At 67.8% G+C, this 16,139-nt stretch carries 13 protein-coding genes; 8 read left to right on the forward strand and 5 right to left on the reverse strand.

The window, feature by feature from the left end; all coding sequences use genetic code 11:
- The 5 genes from ACEQZD_RS00500 to ACEQZD_RS00520 all read left to right on the forward strand — a co-directional run.
- Positions 1-381 (forward strand): class I SAM-dependent methyltransferase (locus ACEQZD_RS00500; RefSeq protein WP_370183339.1); only part of this gene is annotated, 381 nt, incomplete at its 5' end.
- 58 nt (positions 382-439) lie between these two features.
- On the forward strand, positions 440-1,624 hold the full coding sequence (locus ACEQZD_RS00505; RefSeq protein WP_370183341.1) for an ATP-binding protein: 1,185 nt from the start codon (positions 440-442) through the stop codon (positions 1,622-1,624).
- Positions 1,614-2,165, forward strand: coding sequence for a response regulator transcription factor (locus ACEQZD_RS00510; protein WP_370183343.1), 552 nt, complete (start codon positions 1,614-1,616; stop codon positions 2,163-2,165). The genes ACEQZD_RS00505 and ACEQZD_RS00510 overlap by 11 nt, the downstream gene beginning before the upstream one ends.
- A gap of 84 nt (positions 2,166-2,249) precedes the next feature.
- Complete coding sequence (locus ACEQZD_RS00515) at positions 2,250-4,019, forward strand: autotransporter assembly complex family protein (RefSeq protein WP_370183345.1); 1,770 nt, start codon at positions 2,250-2,252, stop codon at positions 4,017-4,019.
- Entirely contained in the window at positions 3,983-7,480 is a 3,498-nt protein-coding gene (locus ACEQZD_RS00520) for a translocation/assembly module TamB domain-containing protein (protein WP_370183347.1), read from the forward strand. The genes ACEQZD_RS00515 and ACEQZD_RS00520 overlap by 37 nt, the downstream gene beginning before the upstream one ends.
- 157 nt (positions 7,481-7,637) lie before the next feature.
- Here the strand turns inward: ACEQZD_RS00520 and ACEQZD_RS00525 are convergent, their stop codons facing one another.
- On the reverse strand, positions 7,638-8,048 hold the full coding sequence (locus tag ACEQZD_RS00525) for a PaaI family thioesterase (RefSeq protein ID WP_335629280.1): 411 nt from the start codon (positions 8,046-8,048) through the stop codon (positions 7,638-7,640).
- Between the two features lie 157 nt (positions 8,049-8,205).
- Between ACEQZD_RS00525 and ACEQZD_RS00530 the strand changes: the two genes are divergently transcribed.
- Positions 8,206-9,918, forward strand: coding sequence for a proline--tRNA ligase (locus ACEQZD_RS00530; protein ID WP_370183350.1), 1,713 nt, complete (start codon positions 8,206-8,208; stop codon positions 9,916-9,918).
- A gap of 69 nt (positions 9,919-9,987) precedes the next feature.
- On the opposite strand, the gene ACEQZD_RS00535 is transcribed toward ACEQZD_RS00530, so the two are convergent.
- Positions 9,988-11,007, reverse strand: coding sequence for a DUF4062 domain-containing protein (locus ACEQZD_RS00535; protein WP_255442422.1), 1,020 nt, complete (start codon positions 11,005-11,007; stop codon positions 9,988-9,990).
- A 152-nt stretch (positions 11,008-11,159) separates the two neighbouring features.
- Here ACEQZD_RS00535 and ACEQZD_RS00540 point away from each other — a divergent pair, with 152 nt between their 5' ends.
- On the forward strand, positions 11,160-11,909 hold the full coding sequence (locus ACEQZD_RS00540; protein ID WP_335629278.1) for a ParA family protein: 750 nt from the start codon (positions 11,160-11,162) through the stop codon (positions 11,907-11,909).
- 3 nt (positions 11,910-11,912) lie between these two features.
- Here the strand turns inward: ACEQZD_RS00540 and ACEQZD_RS00545 are convergent, their stop codons facing one another.
- Genes ACEQZD_RS00545 through ACEQZD_RS00555 form a run of 3 tightly spaced genes read right to left on the reverse strand, consistent with a single transcriptional unit; the run spans position 11,913 to position 14,733 of the window.
- Positions 11,913-13,592 (reverse strand): acyl-CoA dehydrogenase family protein, encoded by a 1,680-nt coding sequence (locus tag ACEQZD_RS00545; protein ID WP_335629277.1) that lies wholly within the window; start codon positions 13,590-13,592, stop codon positions 11,913-11,915.
- A 17-nt stretch (positions 13,593-13,609) separates the two neighbouring features.
- Positions 13,610-14,095, reverse strand: a complete 486-nt coding sequence (locus tag ACEQZD_RS00550) for a DUF4442 domain-containing protein (RefSeq protein ID WP_194855459.1) — start codon at positions 14,093-14,095, stop codon at positions 13,610-13,612.
- Entirely contained in the window at positions 14,092-14,733 is a 642-nt protein-coding gene (locus ACEQZD_RS00555) for a TetR/AcrR family transcriptional regulator (protein ID WP_370183354.1), read from the reverse strand. The genes ACEQZD_RS00550 and ACEQZD_RS00555 overlap by 4 nt, the downstream gene beginning before the upstream one ends.
- Before the next feature lie 220 nt (positions 14,734-14,953).
- Here ACEQZD_RS00555 and ACEQZD_RS00560 point away from each other — a divergent pair.
- Positions 14,954-16,098, forward strand: a protein-coding gene (locus ACEQZD_RS00560; RefSeq protein WP_370183356.1) for an IS3 family transposase whose coding sequence is annotated in 2 segments (ribosomal slippage) — positions 14,954-15,212 and positions 15,212-16,098 — 1,146 coding nt in all. Because the reading frame shifts where the segments join, the coding sequence is not laid out codon by codon here.
- The last annotated feature ends 41 nt before the right edge of the window (positions 16,099-16,139 follow it).

Below are 16,139 nucleotides of genomic sequence, written 5' to 3' on the forward strand. Positions count from 1 at the left end.
CCGCTGCACCTGCTGCAGGGCGACGCCCGCCGGCTGCCCTACCCGGACGGCCACTTCGACACCGTGGTCGCCTGCCTGGTGTTCTGCACCATTCCCGACCCCGAGCTCGCCGCCCGCGAAATGCACCGGGTGCTGGCCCCGGGCGGGCGTCTTCTGTTGCTGGAACACATCGCCAGCGGTCGCCCACGCACCTTCCGCTGGCAACGGCGGGTGGACCCGCTCTGGCATCATCTGGCCTGCGGCTGTCATCTCACCCGCCCCACCCCGGATACCCTGCGCGACGCCGGCTTCGACCTCAGCGACACGCGGGTTTTCCGGCACCGCAAACTGCCCGGGCTGATGGCCGAGCTGCTGCAAGGCAGCGCCCGGCGCGCCGACTGACCGGCGCGGCAAAACGCCACCTGCCGTTCCCCGCCCACCGGGGGTACAATCCGCGCCCATGAACTCAACCCTGCAACGCGTCTGGCGCCGCCGGCTGATCGGCCTGCGCAGCCTGCTGGTACTGTGCCTGGCGCTGGCCCTGCTGGTGCTGCAGCAAATCGCGCGCGCCCCCGCCAGCCTGGAGCCGCTGCTGTGGCTGGCGGCGCTGCTGCTGCCCAACCTGATCGCCCTGGCCAGCCTCAATACCCGCCGGCAGCAGCGCCTGCTGGCCCTGGAACTGACCCTGGACGTGGTGATCTTCGTCGGCCTGCTGCAGCAACTGGGCGGCGCCGGTAACCCGTTGTCGTTCTATCTGCTGGTGCCGCTGCTGCTCGGCGCCCTGACCCTGGGGCGCGGCGCCGCGCTCTGGCTGCTGGTGGTGACGCTGGGTGGATACCTGCTCGCCACCCTGTGGCACAGCGCCCCGCCGGCGCATTCCACCCTGCACGCCCTGACCCGGGAGCTGAGCCACACCCACGGTCTCGGCATGGGCGTGGTCTTTGTCGCCCTGGCGCTGTTGCTGACCGCCCTGGGCCAGGTGATCCAGAGCCTGGCCCGCCAGCAACAGCGTCAGCACGACCGGCTGCTGGAGCTGGCCGGCCGCCGTGAACGGCTCTACCAGGTGGCGGCGACCCTGGCCCATCAGGCCCACGAACTGAACACGCCGCTCAGCAGCCTGGTAATGCTGGCCGACAACGCCGCCCGGGAACCGGGCCTGCCGCAAAGCACCCGCGACGATCTGGCGCAGATCGAGGCCCTGGCCCGGCGTGTCGCCGCCAGGCTGCGCAACGCGGACGCGGACAGCCTGCCGGAGCGGCCCGCCTACCGGACGCTGATGGGACGGGTGCGGGATCATCTGCGCCACCTGCACCCGACGCTGGCCCTGTCGGTGAGCGGCCCCGAAGGGCAGTGTTTCAATGACGGCGCGGCCTGGTTCCGGGTGCTGGCCAATCTCGGTTACAACGCCATCGACGCCGGCGCGGAACGCCTCGACGTGCGCCTGGCGGCGCTGCCCGGCGGCCGCTGGCTGCTGCAGGTGAGCGACGACGGCCCCGACCACCCGGAACGCCGCGCGGAAGAGGGCCTGGGCGTGGGCCTGGCGCTGGTGGAAAGCACCCTGGCGGCACTGGGCGCGACTCTGACCCTGCGTTTCGAGCGCCAGTGGAGCCAGGCGCGCATCGAATGGAGCGAGCATGACGCCTGAATCCCTGCTGCTGCTTGAAGACGACGCCCTGCTCGCCGAGCAGACCCGGCGCGCATTCGCCCGCCACGGCATCGAGGTGCACCATGCCGCCGATCTGCAACAGGCGCACGCGCTGCTGGCCAGGCTCGCCACCCTGGACGCGGCGGTGCTCGACCAGAATCTCGGCAACGACAACGGCCTGGATCTGATCCAGCCGCTGCTGGCGCGCTTCCCGCACTGCCGGGTGCTGGTGCTGACCGGCTACGGCAGCATCCCGGCGGCGGTGGCCGCCACCCGGCGCGGCGCCCACAATTACCTCACCAAACCGGCCAGCGCCGGCGAAATCCTCGACGCCCTGGGCCGCGACCCCGCCGACACCGGCGATCTCCCCGAAGTGCCGCCGTCCCTGCAGCGTCTGGAATGGGAGCACATCCAACGGGTTCTTGACGCCCACGACGGCAATATATCCAGAGCGGCGGAGGCCCTCGGCATCCACCGCCGCACCCTGCAGCGCCGGTTGAAAAAGCGCCCCAGCCCGAGCCACTTCCAGCGCGATCGTTAACACCGTTATTACGCGAAACACTTCCCCCGGTGCACCAGGTTGACCACAATGCGGTGTCTTATTCCAGGAATCACAAGGGCGCCGATGAGCAGCCGTTACAGCCTCGCAACCCTGGCGGTCCTGGCCATCCTCACGGCCTCGGCGATGCCTGGCCGGGTCAGCGCCGACCCGGCCCCGGAACTGACCCTGAAGACCGCCGGCGACCGGGAATGGCCGGAAGGCGTCGAGGCCAACCTTCGCACCCTGATCGACCTGAGCCGTTACCCCTGCCGCCCCGGCCCCGGCCAGAAAGCCCTGATCCAGCGCCAGGTACGCGACAACAGCCGCGCCGCCCTGCAGGCACTGGGCTTTTACCAGCCGGTGTTAACGCCGCAATGGCGCGACGCCGATGATGAGCGCTGCTTCGCCCTCACCCTCACGGTCGACCCCGGCGAGCCCACCCGCATCAGCGCCCTGGACATCACCCTCAACGGCGACGCCGCCGGCGACCCGGCGTTCCAGCGCACCATCGACAACGCCGGCCTGGAACAGGGGCAGCGGCTGCGCCACGACCGCTACAGCCGCCTCAAGCAGTCGCTCCAGCAGTTATTGATCAACCGGGGTTACGCCGAGGGCAGCGTCACCCGCCACCGTCTGGAGGTGGACCGGGACCGCCGTGAAGCGCGGGTGGTGCTGCACGTGGACAGCGGCCCGCGCTATCGCTTCGGCGAGATCACCCTGACCGGCGACGACCAGATCAACGAACGGCTGCGCCGCGCCTATCTGCAGTTCGACAGCGGCGAGCCGTTCAGCAACGACAAGCTGCTCGCCACCCAGCAGGCCTACCTGGGCGCCGGCTATTTCAGCGCGGTGCGGCTGGACCGCGGCGAGCCGGACGCGGACAGCCGGACCATCGATGTGAGCATCCACTTCAACCCGCGCAACGAATGGGCGCTGCTGGCCGGCGTCGGTGTCAGCACCGACACCGGCCCGCGCCTGCGGCTGGGCGTGGAGAACCGCCGCGTCAACGCCGCCGGCCACACCGCGCGGGTGGAAACCGAGCTCTCCAGCGTGCGTCAGGGCGTGGGCGCCGGCTACACCATCCCGCTGCGCGACCCGATCAACGAAAAAATCGAGCTGCGCACCCGCTATGTGAATGAAGAGACCGACACCAGCGACAGCGAGATTTTCAGTACCAGCGCCGACTACATCATCAAACTCGACTCCGACTGGGTGGCCACCACCTCGCTGGAATACCTGCGCGAGACCTACACCGTGGCCGACCAGCTCGACCAGGTGGAGCTGGTGATCCCCGGCTTCCAGCTCAGCCGGGTGGAATACGACGACCCGATCTATCCGCGCTTCGGCTGGCGGCTGGGCGGCAAGGTCAGCGGCGCCCACAAGGCGCTGGCCTCGTCGGCGTCGTTCACCCAGTTCGACGGCTGGAGCAAGCTGATCTTTCCGCTGTTCGGCGGCCGGGTCATCACCCGCGGCGAAGTGGGCTACACCGAGGTTTCCGACGTCACCGAACTGCCCGCCTCGATCCGCTTCTTCGCCGGCGGCGACGCCAGCGTGCGCGGCTTCGCCTACGAATCCCTGGGCCCGGTGGACAACGACGGCGAAGTGATCGGCGGCCGCCACCTGCTGGTCGGCAGCCTGGAGTACGACCACCCGATCAGCGAACAGTGGAGCCTGGCGGTGTTCACCGACGCCGGTAACGCCTTCAACAATTTCGACGACTACGAAATCCGCCGCAGCGCCGGCTTCGGGGTGCGCTGGCGCTCGCCGCTGGGCCCGATCCGCGTGGACTTCGCGCGCGGCATCGAAGAAGGCCGGCAATGGCGGCTGCACCTGAGCATGGGGCCGGACCTGTGAAGCGCGCCCTGCTGATCGGCCTGCTGCTGATCCCGTTGCTGCTGATCGGCGCCCTGCTGGCGCTGCTCGGTACCCGCGCCGGCAATCTCTGGCTGCTGGACCGGGCCGGACCCTATCTGCCCGGCGAACTGAGCGTCGAGGACTGGCGCGGCAACCTGCTCTCCGGTGTCGACGTGGGCGCGCTCAACTACCGTCAGGGCGACGCCGAGCAAACCCTGGCCGTGGCGTTGAGCGACCTGCACCTGGAACTGGCCCCCGGCGAGCTGCTCGGCGGCTGGCTGGTGATCCAGGCTGTGCGCGCCGAACAGGTGACCCTGACGCTGCCGGCGGGGGCGCCGGAGGAACCGGACGCGCCGCCCTTCGAGCTGCCGGACAGCCTGACGCTGCCCCTGGGCGTGCGCGTGGAGACCCTGTCGGTGGGCCGCTTCACCCTGGCCGGCGAAGCACCGCTGCACATCGACCGCATCGAGGCCCGCGAGCTGGCCGCCTGGCGCAAGCTCAACCTGCCCCGCGTCGCCCTGAGCGTGGCCGACACCCGCCTGCACGCCAATCTCAGCGGCCCGTTAAGCGCCCCCTATGATCTGCGCGGCGAGCTGGACTGGCGGCGCCCGGCGGCGCCGGACGCGGTGCCGCAAACCGCCGGTCGGCTGCGGATCGAGGGCACACCGGAAAACCTCAGGGTGGAACACACACTCTCGGCGCCGGCGCAACTGATCACCGAGGGCGAGCTTGGCTACCGGGACGGTCAGGTGCACCTGGACCTGCGCCATCATTGGCCGGCGCAACCCCTGCCGGTGGAGACCCCGGTGCCGGCGCGCCTGGGCGAGGGCGAGCTCAGCACCAAGGGCACCCTGGACCGCGTCCGTCTGCAGGGGCAAACCAGCCTCACCGCCGACGGCCGGCCGCTGGCCGTGACCCTGCTCGGCGACGCCGGCCTCGACGGCCTGACCCTCGACACCCTGAGCCTGAAGAACGACGGCCAGAGCCTGACACTGAGCGGCCGCCTGGATTACCAGGACGGCCTGGCCTGGGACCTGGACGCCCAAGGACAACACCTGAACCCGGCGACCCTGGCGCCGGCCTGGCCCGGCGATCTGACCCTGAAGGCGCGCACCCGGGGCCATTGGCGTGGCACCGACGACTGGGCCCTGAACGCCGACCCGCTGTCGCTCACCGGCACCCTGCAGGGCGACCCGGTGGCCCTGAACGGCCAGGCCCGCCAGGACACCGGCGGCGATCTGGCGGTCACCCTGGACGGCCGCTGGGGCGCGGACCGCCTCAGCGTCCGCGGGCAAGTGGGCGACACCCTGAACCTGGACGGCACCCTCAACATCGAACGGCTGACACGCTGGTACGGCCCGGCGCGGGGCCGCCTGCGGGCGGACTGGCGCCTGCGCGGCCCGCTCGACGCGCCCCGGCTGAGCGGCACCGCCAACGGTGACGCCCTGGGCTACCAGGACTGGCAGCTGGACACCCTGAGCGCCCGCTTCCAGGACCTCAACGCCGGCGACACGCCCATGAGCCTGGCGCTGGAGGGGCGGGCGCTGAGCCAGAACGGCGACACCCGGGTCGAGCGCCTGGACGCCGATGTGGAAGGCCGGCGCGGCGACCACCGCCTGAACGTGGCGGTGGAGAACGACGGCGCCGCCACCGCGCTCACCGCCCAGGCCGGCCTCAACGGCGACCTGGTCTGGTCCGGGCGCCTGCTCGACTGGCGACTGCAGGAGCGGCAACTGGGCGTCTGGACCCTGGCGGAGCCGGTGCCCTTTACCCTGGGCGCCGACCGCCAATCCCTGGACAACCTCTGCCTGCAGAGCCGCGACGACCCGGGCCGCTTATGCCTGGCGGGCGACCACGCCGCCAATGGCAGCATCGACGCTAATCTGGAAGTCCGCGACCTGCCCCTGGCGCTGGCCAATCCCTGGCTCGGTGACGGCGTCAAACTGGACGGCCGCCTGCGCGCCGACGCCACCTTCGGCGGCCGCGTCGACCGGCCCCGGGGCCAGTGGTCGCTGAGCCTGGAAGACGCCTCCACCCGCTTCGTCGGCGCCGAGCCGCCGCTGACCCTGGTGTTCCAGCAAGCGGCGCTCACCGGCAACCTGGACAACGACCGTCTCGATCAGCAACTGGATCTGGTGGTGGCCGACCAGGGCGAAGTGCACGCCCGGGTGGAAAGCGGCCTGAGCCTGGACGCGCCGATGAGCGGCCGGCTGCGCCTGGACATCCCGCGCCTGGACGACCTGGCGCCGTTGCTGCCCCGGGTCGGTGAGCTGCAAGGCCGGGTACAGGGCGATCTGAACCTGGGCGGTACTCCGGCCGGCCCCAGGCTGGACGGGGAGATCGCGCTGCTCGACGGCCGCGCCACGGTGCCCGACCTGGGCATCAGCGCGGAAAGCGTTCGCCTGGCGGTGACCGGCGACGCCTCCGGCACCCTCAATCTGGACGGCAGCGCCCGGCTGGGCGACGGCACCCTGGAACTGGGCGGCACCTGGACCCCCACCCGCTCACCGCTGGCGATGGACCTGTGGGCACGCGGCGAGCGCCTGCGGGTCGCCGACCGCGCCGACGCCAAGGTCTACGTTTCGCCGGATCTCGCCCTCAAAGGCGAAGGTGACGGCCTGAATCTGAGCGGCACCCTGAACGTGCCGGAGGCCGACCTGAAACCCCGCGAACTGCCCGAGAGCGCGGTCACCGTCAGCGAGGACCAGGTGCTGGTGGACGCCCGCGCCGAGGAGACCACGCCGCTGCCGTTCGCCATGGGCGTCACCGTAACCCTGGGCGACCAGGTCCGCTTCGAAGGGTTCGGGCTGCGCGCCACCCTCACCGGCGAGCTGCGTGTCAGCCAGCAGCCCGGCCAGCCGGCCCAGCTCAACGGCGAGCTGATCATCACCGAGGGCCGCTACCGCGCCTACGGCCAGAACCTGCTGATCGAAAACGGCCGCCTGCTGTTCCAGGGCCAGCCCGACAACCCGGGGCTGGATATCCGCGCGGTGCGCAAGATACCCAGCGAAAACCTGGTGGTGGGGGTGCAGCTGTCCGGCACCCTGCAGGAGCCGGACGCGCGCGTCTTCTCCGACCCCAGCCTGGAAGAAAGCGAGGCCATGTCCTATCTGGTTACCGGCCGCTCCTTGAGCCGGGGCTCGCAAAGCGATTCCGCCCAGGTGGCCCAGGCGCTGGCGCTCTACGGTCTGCAAAAAGGCAGCGGCGTCACCGACAAGATCGGCGACACCCTGGGGCTGGACGAAATCTCCATCGGCAGCGACTGGGAAACCTCCGACGCCGCCCTGATGCTCGGCAAACAGATCTCCGACCGCCTCTACCTGACCTACGCGGTGGGCCTGTTCGACGCCATCTCCACCGTCATGCTGCGCTACACCCTGACCCGCCAGCTGCACCTGGAAGCGCAATCCAGCAGCAAATCCCAAGCCATCGACCTGATCTGGGAAAAAGAACTCGAATGAAGCAGTTAATAGTGAATAGTTAACAGTTAATAGTTCGCGGGCTGGCCCGGCAGGGTCGTCTGGCGTCGAAGCCGCGTCCAAAGCCTAGTCGCGGCCTATTGGCTTGAAGCTACGCGAGCCTCCGCTCGCGCAACTGTTAACTGTTAACTCTTAACTGTTAACTGCGCGGTATCGCGTAGGTGCCGGTGACGTGCGCGACCATCACGTCGTTGCCGTCGCTGTAGAGGCGCACTTCGAGCATGGCGGAGCGGCGGCCCAGGCGGAGGATTTCGGCGTCGCCGATCAGGTCGGCCTGGCCGGGCTTGCTGAGGAAGTTGATGTTGAGGTTCTGGGTCACGGCCATTTCCTGGCCGTCCAGGTTGGCGAGGATGGCGGCGTACATGGCGGCGTCCGCCAGGCTCATCAGGGTGGGGCCGGACACGGTGCCGCCGGGGCGGATCATCGACTCCGTGAACCGGTAGCGCACCCGCGCCCGGTTCTCGCCCACGGACTCCACCACCACGCCCTGCTCCGCCGCCGCCGGCAGGCCGCCGCGGATCAGCGCTTCCACTTGTTTTGCTGTCAGCATGCATCTCTCCCCAAACGAAAGCGGAACATAAAGCGGCACGGCGCGGGCTGCAAGCCACCGGATCACGACACCGCCGCGCCCGGTAGCCCGTCCGCCCCAGTTTGACTAGAATGCCCGATTCGGCTTCCCTCCACTGACACGGAATAAGAAACGCCTCATGCGCACCTCCCAGTACCTGCTCGGCACCGTTAAACAAACCCCCGCGGACGCGGTGGTGGTCAGCCATCAGCTCATGCTGCGCGCCGGCATGGTCCGCAAGCTGGCCTCCGGCCTGTACACCTGGCTGCCATCCGGTCTGCGCGTGCTGCGCAAGGTGGAGCGTATTATCCGCGAGGAAATGGACCGCGCCGGCGCCCAGGAAGTGCTGATGCCGGTGGTGCAGCCCATGGAGCTGTGGGAAGAGTCCGGCCGGGCGCCCGCCTACGGCCCCGAGCTGCTGCGCTTCACCGACCGCCACGACAACCCTTTCTGCCTGGGCCCCACCCACGAGGAAGTGATCACCGATCTGGTGCGCAACGAGATCCACAGCTACAAGCAGCTGCCGGCCAATTTCTATCAGATCCAGACCAAGTTCCGTGATGAGATCCGGCCGCGTTTCGGCATCATGCGCGCCCGCGAATTCACCATGAAGGACGCCTACTCCTTCCACACCGACATGGACTCGCTGGCGCAAACCTATCAGGTGATGCACAACGCCTACTGCGCGATCTTCGACCGGCTGGGCCTGGATTACCGCCCGGTGGAAGCGGACACCGGCGCCATCGGCGGCGCCGCCAGCCATGAATTCCATGTGCTGGCCGAGTCCGGCGAGGACGACATCGCCTTCTCCGACCAGTCCGGCTACGCCGCCAACGTGGAGCTGGCGGAAGCCGTGGCCCCCGCCGGCGAGCGTGCCGCCCCCGGCGCGGACATGGCGCTCACCGACACGCCGGACGCCAGGACCATCGAGCAGTTGGTGCAGCAGTTCGATCTGCCCATCGAGAAGACCGTGAAAACCCTGGTGGTGAAAGGCAGCGAAGGCGGCCTGGTGGCGCTGCTGGTGCGCGGCGACCACGAGCTCAACGACATCAAGGCGGAGAAGCTGGACGCCGTGGCCACGCCGATGGCGTTCGCCGAGGAAGAGGAAATCCGCGCCGCCATCGGCGCCGGCCCCGGCTCCCTCGGCCCGGTGAACCTGCCGATTCCCTGCGTGGTGGACCGCAGCGTGGCGCTGATGAGCGACTTCGCCGCCGGCGCCAACCAGGACGGCAAGCATTACTTCAACATCAACTGGGAGCGCGACGTGGCGCTGCCGCAAGTGGCCGACCTGCGCAACGTGGTGGAAGGCGACCCGAGCCCGGACGGCAACGGCACCCTGACCATCAAGCGCGGCATCGAAGTGGGCCACATCTTCCAGCTCGGCACCAAGTACTCCGAGGCGCTCAAAGCCACCGTGCTGGACGACAACGGCCGCTCCGTGGTGATGCCCATGGGCTGCTACGGCATCGGCGTCAGCCGGGTGGTGGCCGCCGCCATCGAGCAGAACCACGACGACAACGGCATCGTCTGGCCGGAGGCCATCGCCCCCTTCCAGGTGTCGCTGATTCCGCTCAACATCAAGAAGAGCCCGCGTGAAAAAGAAGTGGCGGAAAAACTCTACGCGGACCTTACCGCCGCCGGCATCGAGGTGCTGTTCGACGACCGCGAAAAAGAGCGCGTCGGCGTGAAGTTCAGCGACGCGGAACTGATCGGCATCCCGCACCGTGTGCTGGTGGCCGAGCGCGGCCTGGACAACGGCGTGCTGGAATACAAGAGCCGCCGCGACGGCGAGGCCGAAGAGGTCCCCGCGGACGACATCGTCGACTTCCTGAAGAAAAAGCTGGGACTTTAACCCTGTGGGAGCGGGCCCCGCCCGCGAAAGGGCGCGCAGCGCCCGGCAGGATTCCAGAGACGTCTTTAACTACCGCCGGCGGGCCATCACCTGGCTCATGGCGGTGTCGCCCTGGGCGGTCAGCCGCCACAGCGGCATGCCGCGGCTGTCGTTGTCGGAGGTCTTGTTGATCAGCCCCAGCGCGCGCAGGTGCACCTTGATCTGGTTGAAGGCGTGGCCGGCCAGCACCACGTTGCGCACCGCATGGGCCTTGGGGAAATCCGCCAGCACGTCGTCCAGGGCCTTGCGGGCGATATAGTCTTCCAGCGCTTTCTGCATCACCGGTTCCGAGACCGGGTTCAGCATCAGCGGCGCGACGCAGGCGAACACCCGGTTCCAGTCCAGCTCACAGGACGCCATCGCCACCTTGCAGTCGCCGCCTTCGTACACGTTGCATGAGTAGTCCAGCGTCACCCGGTCCGAGCCCCGCGCCAGATGCCGCGCCGGCGTGCGCTGGCCGCTCAGCCACTCCTCGCGCTCCTTCTCCAGCTCGGCGACCCGGCGGCGCAGGCGTTCCGTTTCACCGCCGGCGCTTTTCTCAACGCTGCCCGACTTCACCCAGCCGGCGGCGGGATGCTGGCGCATCACATCGGGCATCACCTTGGCCACCTGCTCGCTCAGCTCGCGCTCGTCGCGCCAGCGGAACGCCAGGGTTTTGTTCTCCAGCAGCCGGGCGAAATCATCGCGCCGCACCTGCCCTTCACGGCTGTCCTCGCGGGCCTCGGCGGGCAGGCTGAACGGCTGGTCGTGAATAAAGGTGACGATCGGTTTGCGCTTGGTGGCGGCGAAAATGTATTCACGGTGGGTATAGCTGAGCCCCAGCGGTGACAGGGTGCCGTAGCGGCCGCCGAGCAGGATCACGAAATAATCGCAATCGTCGATCATGCGCTGCACCACCGGCATCAGATTGTTGGTTTCGGCGCTGTGCAAATCCATGCTCATGGGTGCCATGCCGAGATCCAGCAACGGCAGCATCAAGGCCTGGCGCGCGGACTGCATGTCCGGGTAGGTGGTGCTGATGAACACCTGATAGCGTTTCTCGACTGTCACCCTGGTCGATCTCCGCGTTAAGAAGGTTGAAGGCCCGGCTATTAAAGCCGCTGGGCGCGCCGATCACAAGCCGGCGCCGGCCCCCCCGGTGAGGATCCGCGCGTTTCATGCTAGCCTCCAAGTCCGACCGCTGAAACCGGAACCTGGATGCCATGAAGACCATCGCCTTTTACAACCTGAAAGGAGGGGTGGGTAAAACAGCCACGGCCGTGAACATGGCCTGGCACGCGGCCCGCTGGAAACACCGCACCCTGCTCTGGGATCTCGACCCGCAAGGCGCCGCCAGCTTTTACCTGGGCGTGGACCAGGACAACCCGGGCTACAAGGCCGGCAGCCTGTTGAAGGGCAAGCAGCCGATGGGCCGCCTCAAGCGGGAGACCCGCTGGCCGCACCTGGACGTGGTGCCCGCCGACATCAGCATGCGCAACGCGGACGTCAAACTGGCGGAAAGCGGCGGCGGCAAGAACCGCCTCAAGGAACTGATCGCGCCGTTCGGCGAATCCTACGAACTGACGCTGCTGGACTGCCCACCGACACTCAGCCCGCTGGCGGAAAGCGTGTTCGCCGCCGCCGACTACCTGTTCGTGCCGGTGATCCCCACCCACCTGTCCCTGCGCGCCTTCGAGCAAGTGCTCGACTGGATCGACGGCAAGAAGATCAAGAACCTGCAGGTGGTGCCGTTTTTCAACATGGTGGACCGCCGCCGGGACCTGCACGTGCAGATGCTGGTCAAGCGCCCGGCACTGATGAAAAACGGCCTCAAGACCTGGATTCCCTACTCCACCCATGTGGAGCAGATGGGCGACCACCGCGCCCCGGTGGGCGAGTTCGCCCCCTACACGCCGGCCGCCCAGGCGTTCCGCGCGCTCTGGTTCGAGGTGCTCGGCCGCCTCAAGCTGTAAGCGTCAGCTCTCCAGCGGATTGGCGCGCCGGATCAGCGTGTCGATGTCCAGGCCGCGCGGCAGGCTGCCGTAGTTGCGGGTGTGCCCGCCACCCAGCCGCGCGGCGATAAACGCCTCGCTCACCGAGTCGTTACCCGCTTTCACCAGCAACGCGCTCTGCATGGTCAACGCCATGCGGTCCACCAGATCGCGGGCGCGGAACTCAATCTGCTCCGGGTCGGCCAGCTCTTTCTTGAGGTCGTTGATGGCGTTGTCCAGGGTGGCGTTCCTGCCCTGGGCGCCGGCCAGCTCCTCGAACCAGGTATCCACCACCGCCGGGCTCTTGTTCATGGCACGCAGCACGTCCAGCGCCTGCACATTGCCGGAGCCTTCCCAGATCGCGTTAATCGGCGCGTCCCGGTACAGCCGGGCGAGAATGAAATTCTCGGTGACGCCGTTGCCGCCCAGGCACTCCATCGCCTCGTAGGCGTGGTGCGGGGTGCGCTTGCAGATCCAGTATTTGCCCACGGCGGCGCCCAGCCGGGTGAACAGTTTCTCGTGCTCGTCGTCCAGGTTATCCAGGGCCCGCGCCATGCGCAGGGTCATCGCCACCGAGCCTTCCACTTCCAGCTGCAGGTCGGCGATCACATTGCGCATCAGCGGCTGGTCGAGCAGCGTCTCGCCGAAGGCGGCGCGGTTGGCGGCGTGGTGCACCGCCTGGGCCACCACCTGGCGCTGGCCGCCGGACGAGCCGATCATGCAATCGAAGCGGGTCATCGCCACCATCTCGATGATCGCCGGCACGCCGCGGCCCTCTTCGCCGACCATCCAGCCGTGGGCGCCGCGCAGCTCCACCTCGGAGGAGGCGTTGGAGACATTGCCCATCTTGTTCTTGAGGCGCTGCACCTGCAGCGGGTTCTTGCTGCCGTCCTCGCGCCAGCGCGGCACCAGGAAACAGCTCAGACCGCCCGGCGACTGGGCCAGCATCAGGAAGGCGTCGCACATCGGCGCGGACATGAACCACTTGTGGCCCACCAGTTCGTAGAGCTCACCGGAACCGCCGGCACCGACAGGATGGGCGCGGGTAGTGTTGGCGCGCACGTCCGAGCCGCCCTGCTTCTCGGTCATGCCCATGCCGATGGTCAGCGCCTGTTTGTCGTGATGGCTGACATTACGGCCGTCGTAGCCCCGGGCGGTGACCTTGGGCAGCCAGCGCTCGGCGAGGGACGGCGTCAGCCGCAGGCTCGGCACCGACGCGAAGGTCATGGTGATCGGACAGCCGTGGCCGCCTTCCACCTGGGCGTGCATGTAGTACTTGGCGGCGCGCAGCACCTGGGCACCCGGCCCCGGATCGGTCCAGGGCGAGGAATGCAGGCCTTCCCGCGTCGCCATGTCCATCAGCTTGTGATAGGCCGGATGGTAATTAACCTGGTCCACCCGGTGGCCATAACGGTCGTGGGTCTCGAACTCCGGCTTGTTGGCGTTGGCCTGGTAGCCCCACTCGATCACCTCCGGGCGGGTGGTCTCGAAACCGTAGCGGTCCAGCTCCTCGACGCCGCGCTCGCCGCCTTCGCGCAGCACCGCGTCGTAGAGCGCGGTGTCGCCCCGGAAGGCGTTGTAATCCTGCAGCGGCGTGGCCTGGTTGAACACCTCATGGGTGTTGGCCAACGCGTCCAATTGGGACGTGGTTTGTTCCGCGTTCATGACTTTCTCTTGAGCGTTCATGACTGTTTCTCCCCGGCTTTGCGCCGCACATAGAGGACTTTCTCCACCCGGGCCACGGCCTCGCCGGCGCCGTCGCGCACGGTGACCTCCCAGGTGGGCAGATACTTTTCGCCACCGGCGGTGGCGGCCTTTACCTCATCGATCATCGCCTGGGTCAGTTCGAACTCGGCGAACACCCGGCCCTTGCCCGGGCGCAGAAAATCGATCGTCGCGCTCTTATCCCAGACGATGTAATCGCGCCCCAGGTTGTTCATCAGCATCAGCATGTAGAACGGGTCCGTCATGCTGTACAGGCTGCCGCCGAAGTGGGTGCCCACATAGTTGCGGTTGTACCAGTGCATGCCCATGGACACGCGCACCCGGCGGAAATCCGCGCTCAGTTCCTCGACCCGCACGCCGGCGCCCAGGAAAGGCCCGTACAGCAACAGCCCCCGACGCAGGCCGGCGGCCCCGGAAAACAGCTTTTTCAGTGGATTGCTCATGGCGCGCTCTCCGTATCGCCGGACCCGGCCACGGACGCGGCACCGGCCACGCCCACCGCCCGCAAACAAAACGCCGCCAGGTGATCGGCCAGGCCTGCATCATTCAGGGGCGCCGCCAGCGGCCCCACCAGCGCCTCGGCAATGGCGCCCACCAGGGCCGCCGCCGCCAGCGCCGTGGACTGCGGCGGCAGCTCGCCGGCCGCCACGCCCTGGTCCAGCACCCGCTGGTACAAGGCCGCGTAGGCGGCGCGATAGCGCAACCGCTCGGCGTCCACCTCCGGCTCCACCGGCTCGGCGATCAGCGCCCACGCCAGCCGCGGCGCCGCCAGTGCCCGGCGGGCGAACAGCCGCAACGCCCGCTCCAGCCGCGCCGAGGCATCGCCGCCACCGGCCAGCGCCCGGTCCACCGCGTCCACGTCCCGCTGGGTGGCCACCGCGAACACCGCCGCCGCCAGGGTCGCCTTGTTGTCGAAATAGCGGTAAAGCGTGCCAACGCCCACGCCGGCGCGGTCCGCCACCGTCTGCATGGTCATGGCGGCGAAGCCGCCGTCGCGCACCAGCGTCTCGGCGGTGCGCAGCAACGCCTCGCGCTGCGCCGCCTTGCGCGCCTTGACCTGCGCCGTCTCTCTATACGCCATTAGCGTTCGCCATGATCGGAATCCTGATTCCAGTCTTTCAAGGATTGAATCACGGTTCCGATCTTCAGGCAAGGGTCGGCACTGGTGTGATTCGGGGGCAGGAGGTTTCCCTCCAGCGGGGGCGCGGGTCTGTGTTAGGCCCTTCCGGGAACTGAAGTGGCCTAATGATCTTGGACACCAATGAAGGTGGTAAACTGCCACCCATCGATGAGGTGTCCATATTTTGAGCAGCAGACGATCTTTCTCAACAGAGTTTAAGCATGAAACGGCCAGCTTGGTGCTGGACCAGGACTACACGATTGGCCAAGCCTGCCAAGCGGTGGGAGTGGGTCCAACCGCGATGCGCCGCTGGGTCGAGCAGTTGCGGTCGGAACGAGGTGGCCACACGCCAAGCACATCAGCGGCCTTGACCCCGGAACACCAGCGCATCCAGGAGTTAGAGGCGCGGTTGCAAAAGGTGGAACGGGAGAAGGAGATATTAAAAAAGGCTACCGCTCTCTTGATGTCGGACTCCTGGGATCAGCCAAGCTGATCGACGGGTTGAGAGAGCGTTATGGCCTCGCTGAGCTGTGCGAGGCCTTCGGTGTGTGCCGCAGCAGCTATTACTACCAGGGCCAGCGGCGCCAGGCGGTTGATACCGAGCGTGTCCGGCTCAGGAGCCGGGTGGAGCGAATCCACGCCGAGAGCCGGGGCGCGGCGGGTGCGAGGACGGTGTCGGCCATGTTGAAGGCGGAAGGTGAAGCGGTCGGGCGCTATAAAGCAGCCCGGTTGATGGCCGAATCCAGCCTGGAGAGTCGCCAGCCTGGGCACCGTTACAAGAAAACCGGCGGCGAAGCCGTGATTGCCCCCAATCACTTGAACAGAGCGTTTACCGTGAACCGCCCCAATGAAGTGTGGTGTGGGGACGTGACCTACATCTGGGCCGGCACCTGCTGGGTCTATCTGGCGGTGGTGCTGGATCTGTATGCGCGAAGGGCGGTGGGCTGGGCGATGTCGGAGTCCCCGGACTCGGCGCTGACCACGCGGGCTTTAGCGGTGGCCTACGAAGCACGAGGTCGACCCAAAGGGGTGATGTTCCACTCCGATCAGGGGTGCCAGTACACCAGTGTCGCCTTCCAGCAACAGCTGTGGCGTTACCGGATTAAGCAAAGCATGAGCCGGCGCGGCAACTGCTGGGATAACGCGCCAATGGAGCGCTTCTTTAGGAGCCTGAAATCGGAGTGGATACCTTCACAAGGATACCCCTCATCCGGGCAGGCCATTGCGGACGTACTGGTCTACGTCAATCAGTACTACAACCACGTCCGCCCTCACAGCACGAACCAGTACCAAACACCCGGGGCAAGGGAAAAAGCGGCCGCGTGACCAGAACCTAAGAAACTGTCCAAGATCACTTGACCACTTCA

The sequence above is a fragment of the Alloalcanivorax sp. genome, assembly GCF_964221125.1.
Taxonomy (GTDB): Bacteria; Pseudomonadota; Gammaproteobacteria; order Pseudomonadales; family Alcanivoracaceae; genus Alloalcanivorax; species Alloalcanivorax venustensis.